This is a genomic window from Streptomyces sp. NPDC054956 (assembly GCF_053609185.1).
In genome coordinates, this window is sequence record NZ_JBSGXB010000417.1 from 1 (window position 1) to 5564 (window position 5564).

General features: G+C 72.3%; 8 protein-coding genes. 4 read left to right on the forward strand and 4 right to left on the reverse strand.

From position 1 onward, the window contains the following. Window positions 1-847 (reverse strand): AfsR/SARP family transcriptional regulator (locus ACWGDE_RS35565; protein ID WP_453393204.1); only part of this gene is annotated, 847 nt, incomplete at its 3' end. Window positions 848-906: 59 nt separating this feature from the next. Here ACWGDE_RS35565 and ACWGDE_RS35570 point away from each other — a divergent pair. After that, on the forward strand, window positions 907-1716 hold the full coding sequence (locus ACWGDE_RS35570; protein WP_453393205.1) for a site-2 protease family protein: 810 nt from the start codon (window positions 907-909) through the stop codon (window positions 1714-1716). Window positions 1717-1726: 10 nt separating this feature from the next. On the opposite strand, the gene ACWGDE_RS35575 is transcribed toward ACWGDE_RS35570, so the two are convergent. Together ACWGDE_RS35575 and npdG are read right to left on the reverse strand one after the other, a co-directional pair. Next, window positions 1727-1918, reverse strand: a complete 192-nt coding sequence (locus ACWGDE_RS35575) for a hypothetical protein (protein ID WP_453393206.1) — start codon at window positions 1916-1918, stop codon at window positions 1727-1729. A 103-nt stretch (window positions 1919-2021) separates the two neighbouring features. Further along, window positions 2022-2738 carry an NADPH-dependent F420 reductase gene (gene npdG, locus ACWGDE_RS35580; protein ID WP_453393207.1) on the reverse strand — a complete coding sequence of 239 codons (717 nt, stop codon included), beginning with the start codon at window positions 2736-2738 and terminating at the stop codon, window positions 2022-2024. Between the two features lie 146 nt (window positions 2739-2884). Between npdG and ACWGDE_RS35585 the strand changes: the two genes are divergently transcribed. Next, the gene (locus ACWGDE_RS35585) at window positions 2885-3490 is read left to right on the forward strand and encodes a hypothetical protein (RefSeq protein ID WP_453393208.1); all 606 of its coding nucleotides are present in this window, start codon (window positions 2885-2887) and stop codon (window positions 3488-3490) included. Window positions 3491-3538: 48 nt separating this feature from the next. Here ACWGDE_RS35585 and ACWGDE_RS35590 read toward each other — a convergent pair whose 3' ends face one another. Continuing rightward, window positions 3539-3778: a hypothetical protein gene (locus ACWGDE_RS35590; RefSeq protein WP_453393209.1), complete on the reverse strand. Its 240-nt coding sequence runs from the start codon at window positions 3776-3778 to the stop codon at window positions 3539-3541. A gap of 59 nt (window positions 3779-3837) precedes the next feature. On the opposite strand from ACWGDE_RS35590, the gene map reads away from it, so the two are divergent. Then, window positions 3838-4695 carry a type I methionyl aminopeptidase gene (map, locus tag ACWGDE_RS35595; RefSeq protein ID WP_453393210.1) on the forward strand — a complete coding sequence of 286 codons (858 nt, stop codon included), beginning with the start codon at window positions 3838-3840 and terminating at the stop codon, window positions 4693-4695. A 143-nt stretch (window positions 4696-4838) separates the two neighbouring features. Continuing rightward, complete coding sequence (locus ACWGDE_RS35600; RefSeq protein WP_453393211.1) at window positions 4839-5486, forward strand: biliverdin-producing heme oxygenase; 648 nt, start codon at window positions 4839-4841, stop codon at window positions 5484-5486. The last annotated feature ends 78 nt before the right edge of the window (window positions 5487-5564 follow it).

Sequence of the window (5564 nt, forward strand, 5' to 3'; positions counted from 1 at the left end):
GGTCTCCGTCGCCCCGGGCGGGTGCCGGCGCGAGGGCGGCGGCCGGATACCGGTGGTCCCCGCCGGCCGGGGCCGAGGCCCGCGCGGGGTCGGCGGGCGGGGCGGTCGAGGGTCTCGGGGGCCGTGCGAAGGAGTCGGCGGCCGGGTTCAGGAGTTCCGCGTGGAGGGCGCGCAGGCCGGGGCCCGGGCCGGTGCCCAGGCGGTCGGCCAGGTCGCGGCGGACCTCGTCGTAGGCGGCCAGCGCCTGCGCGGGGCGGCCCGCGTCGCGCAGGGCGCGGATCCGCAGGGCCTGCAGCGGCTCGTCCAGCGGCAGCCCGGCGCACAGCGCGGTCAGCTCCGGCAGGGCCCGCTCCGCCTCCCCCAGCTCCAGGGCCGCCTCCAGACGGCCCCGGCGCGCGTCCAGCCGTAGCGCCTCCCAGCGGGCGGCCTCCGGCTCCGCGCCGGGCAGGGAGCTCAGCGGTTCGCCGCGCCACAGGGACAGGGCCTCGTCGTACAGGGCGGCGGCCTCGGCCGGGGCGGCCTTCGCCGCCTCCCGCGCGAGCCGCTCGAAGCGGTACAGGTCGATGTCCTCGCGGGCGGCGGCGAGTACGTAGCCGCCCTCACCGGAGCCCACTGCCTCGTGCCCCAGCGCCCGGCGCAGCCGTCCGACCAGCGCCTGGAGCGCGGCCGGGCCGTCGGCCGGCGGGTCGCCGTCCCAGACCTCGGCGATGAGCGAGGCCGCCGGCACCGCCCGTCCGGGCCGCAGTGCGAGCGCGGTCAGGAGCGCGCGCAGGCGCGGCCCGCCGACGGGGACGGTGCTCCCGTCGTCGCGGATGGCCTGGGTGGTGCCGAGAATCGCGTAACGCACCGGTCCATTGTCCCCGCCCCGGCCCCGCTCCCGCGCCTGCCCCGGGATAGGTTCACCGCATGGGTCACCAGGGCATCCGAAGCCACAACCGCGGCGAGCGGCAGATCAGTCCCGTCTTCCTCGGAATCTTCGCCGTCATGGCGGTGACGGGGTGGGCCGTGTGGACGGGGTACTCGACCAGCACCGGGCTGGCCGTCTTCCTCTTCGTCACGGCGGCGTGGATCGTCTCCCTCTGCCTCCACGAGTACGCACACGCCCGTACCGCGCTGCACAGCGGTGACCTCAGCGTCGGCGCCAAGGGCTATCTGACGCTCAATCCGCTCAAGTACACGCACGCGCTGCTCAGCATCATCCTGCCGGTGCTCTTCGTGATCATGGGCGGTCTGGGCCTGCCCGGCGGCGCGGTGTACATCGAGCGCGACCGGATCCGGGGCCGCTGGAAGCACAGCCTGATCTCGGCGGCCGGCCCGCTGACGAACGTCGCCTTCGCGGCCGTCTGCACGGCCCCGTTCTGGCTGAACGCCCTGGACGGGGTGCCGGTTCCGTTCCGCTTCGCGCTCGCCTTCCTCGCCCTGCTCCAGGTCTCGGCGGCGATCTTGAACTTCCTGCCGGTCCCGGGCCTCGACGGCTACGGCATCATCGAGCCCTGGCTCTCCCACCGGGTCCGCCGCGAGGTGGCGCCGCTGGCGCCGTTCGGCCTGCTGGCCGTCTTCGCGCTGCTGTGGATCCCGGAGGTCAACCTGTTCTTCTTCGACGCGGTCGACGGCGTCCTGTCCGCGCTCGGCGTCAGCGACCTGGAAACCTACTGCGGCCGCGAGCTCTACCGCTTCTGGCAGGACACCAGCGGCTTCTGCGCGGCCGCGAACTAGCGGCCGCGAACTAAGCGGCGTCGCCGGCGTCGCGGGTCTTGTCGAGCTTCGCCTTGCGTACGTAGAACCAGGCCATGTTCGAGGTGATGCCGGCCATCAGCACCCACACGATCCCGAGCAGGCTGCCCTCCATGAAGGCGACGACGGCCGCGGCCGCGGCGAGCACGCAGAGGACGATGGCGAACACGGCAAGGCGGGGCATGTCTGGAGCTCCTCGGGGACACTGAAGCGGTTCAAGCCCTTCCAGTGTCCCCCATGCCCACGGTTCTCCCGCCCGGCCGCTTTCCGGCCGGGCGGGGGGCGGGTCAGACGTCCGTGACGCGCAGGCCCGCGTGGGCCTTGTAGCGGCGGTTCGTGGAGATGAGGTTGGCGACCAGGGATTCGACCTGGCGGGCGTTGCGCAGGCGGCCCGCGAAGACGCCGCGCATGCCCGGGATGCGGGCGGCGAGGGCCTGGACGATGTCGGTGTCGGCGCGGACCTCGCCGAGGACCATCACGTCGGTGTCGATCTCCTCGACCGACTCGTCCTGGAGCAGGACCGCCGAGAGGTGGTGGAAGGCGGCCGTGACCCGGGAGTCCGGGAGGAGGAGGGCGGCCTGCTGGGCCGCGCTGCCCTCTTCGACGTCGAGGGCGTAGGCGCCCTGCTTGTCGAAGCCGAGCGGGTTGACGCAGTCCACGACGAGCTTGCCCGCGAGGTCCTCGCGCAGCGATTCCAGGGTCTTGGCGTGGCCCTCCCACGGCACCGCGATGATCACGATGTCGCTGCGGCGCGCGCACTCGGCGTTGTCCGCGCCCTCCACGCCGAGGCCGAGCTCCTCGGCCGCCGTCCGCGCGCGGTCCGCGGCGCGGGAGCCGATGATCACCTTCTGGCCGGCCCGGGCGAGCCGGTAGGCCAGGCCCCGGCCCTGGTCGCCGGTGCCGCCGAGGACGCCCACGACGAGGCCGGAGACGTCGGGGAGGTCCCACGGGTCCTTGGCGGGAGCCTTCGCGGGGGGCTGCTGCGTGCTGTCTGTGGAGGTCATGGGGGCGAGGGTAATGCCGGGACCGGCAGAGTCGAATGCGCGGACGGCGTGAGATCGGCGGCACGCGGAGGGCCGGAGGGCCGGAGCGGGGGTGGATGGGGGGGGAACGGCTCCCGTATGTCCCTTCCATACGGCAGGATGCCGGTATGGACGCCGTGAGAGTGGCGCTGCTGCGCGAGGTACTCGCCGGTACGGAGTGGCCCGGTGCCGCGCGCCGGTTCGCCGGGACGCTGCGGCGCTCGGTGGTGCCGGCCGGCGGGAACCTGCTGCTGGTCGGGACCGAGGCGTACGAGCCCTGGCACCTCGCCGCCCACCTGGTCGACGAGGCCGCCTGGTCGGGGCTGCCGGAGCTGGCGCCCACGCTCGTACGCCACCACGTGCTGCCGGGCGACGCCCCGCACCTCTCGGTGGGCCTGAGCCGGCTGGAGGCGGCCCGGCGCGGTCACACCCTGCTGGTGGTGGCTCCGGGGCAGCCCGGTGACGGGCTGCTGGAGCGCGTCCACGACGCCCGGCGCGCGGGGGCGACCGTACTGTCCCTGGACGGCGGCGACCCGGACCTCGGGACGCTCGCGCACGACGTGCTGTCCGTACCGGACGGCGCCGCCGAACTGGATCTGGACACGGTCCAGCACCTGGTCAGCGCGGCGGCCGGGGAGAACAGCCTGCCGGTGCAGCGCGGGCCGCGGCGCTTCCGGGACCGGCTGGCGCGGCTGGCCGACCAGCTGACCGCCCCGCCGCCCAGCCGCTGGTAGTCCGGCGGACCGCTCGCCCCTCGGCCCGCGGCGACCGGAACGGACCGGCTACGGAGTGGCTCCGCCTTCCTCTTCCTCGCGCGTCTTGTCGTTCCACTTCGGGTCGTTCTGCCATTCGAGATTGCGCTCCTGCGCCGTCTCCATGGCGTGGTTGGCCTCCTCGGGCGTCGCGTAGGGCCCGAAGCGGTCCTTCGCGGGGCACTCGGGGCCTTCCTCGACCTTCTTGTGGACCAGGCAGTAGTACCACTCGCCCGCTTTGCCCACCTGGCGCTTCTTGAACAGGGCCATCGTCAGGCTCCTCTCTCTGTCGCCATGCTGCCCCATACCCGCTCGATACACTCGCTCGTATGTCTGGCCAGTCGCTGCTCGTACCAGGCGAGCTCACTCCCGTCCGTTCCGTTCCCGGAAACATCCGCCGGCCCGAGTACGTGGGCAAGCCCGCGCCCACTCCGTACACCGGACCGGAGGTGCAGACGGCCGAGACGATCGAGGCCATGCGCATCGCCGGCCGGATCGCCGCCCAGGCGATGGAAGAGGCCGCCAAGCACATCGCTCCGGGGGTGACCACCGACGAGCTGGACCGGGTCGCCCACGAATTCATGTGCGACCACGGCGCCTATCCGTCCACGCTGGGCTACCGCGGCTTCCCCAAGTCCCTGTGCTCCTCGCTCAACGAGGTCATCTGCCACGGCATCCCCGATTCGACCGTCCTGCGGGACGGCGACATCGTGAACCTCGACGTGACCGCGTACATCGGCGGGGTGCACGGCGACAACAACGCCACGTACCTGTGCGGCGACGTGGACGAGGAGTCCCGGCTGCTCGTCGAGCGCACCCGCGAGGCCCTGAACCGGGCCATCAAGGCCGTCAAGCCGGGCCGCCAGATCAACATCATCGGGCGGGTCATCGAGTCGTACGCGAAGCGCTTCGGCTACGGCGTGGTCCGGGACTTCACCGGTCACGGGATCAACTCGTCCTTCCACTCCGGCCTGATCGTCCCGCACTACGACAGCCCGCACGCCACCACCGTCATCGAGCCCGGGATGACCTTCACCATCGAGCCGATGCTGACCCTGGGCACCCACGAGTACGACATGTGGGAGGACGGCTGGACGGTCGTCACCAAGGACCGCAAGCGCACCGCGCAGTTCGAGCACACACTGGTGGTCACGGACACCGGGGCGGAGATCCTGACGCTGCCCTGATTCCGGGACATCGCTTCGGAGGTTTTTACCGACAAGGCGTCGGGAACACATTGACTTAGGTATGCCTAAGCAGGAGGATCGGGTGTGGCGGCGCGGCCGCCACGCCTGTTTCCCCCTTTCTTCCGATTTCTCGGAGGTCCGCCTTGGACGCCTTCTCCACCGCCATCCGTGTGGCCTCGCACGAGCAGCACACCGAGGCCGAGACCTCGTCCTTCATGAGCGACCTGCTCGGCGGCCGGCTCGGGGTGGACGCGTACACGCGCTACACCGAGCAGTTGTGGTTCGTCTACCGGGCCCTGGAGGACGCCGCCGAGGCCCTGAGGGAGGACGCGGTGGCCGGGCCGTTCATCCAGCCCGAGCTGATGCGCCTGGCCGAGATCGAGCGCGACCTCGCCCACCTGCGGGGACCGCGGTGGCGTGAGACGCTGGTGGCACTGCCCGCCACCGAGGCGTACGCGGCGCGGGTGGCCGAGTGCGCCGCGTCCTGGCCCGGCGGGTACGTCGCCCACCACTACACCCGGTACCTGGGCGACCTCTCCGGCGGCCAGATCATCCGCGACAAGGCGGAGCGGACCTGGGGCTTCGAGCGCAAGGGCGACGGCGTCCGCTTCTACGTCTTCGCGGACATCTCCAACCCGGCGGCCTTCAAGCGGACTTACCGCGAACTGCTGGACGCGATCGCCGCGGACGACCTGGAGAAGCAGCGCATCATCGACGAATGCAAGCGCGCCTTCGACTTCAACGGGGCGGTGTTCCGGGAACTGGGCGAGGAGTTCCCGCTGAGCGCGTAGCGCGCAGCGCCTGCGGCGAGCTCGACGGAGAAGGGGGTGGGCCCACGGGCCCACCCCCATCCGGGCTTTCCCCGGGTG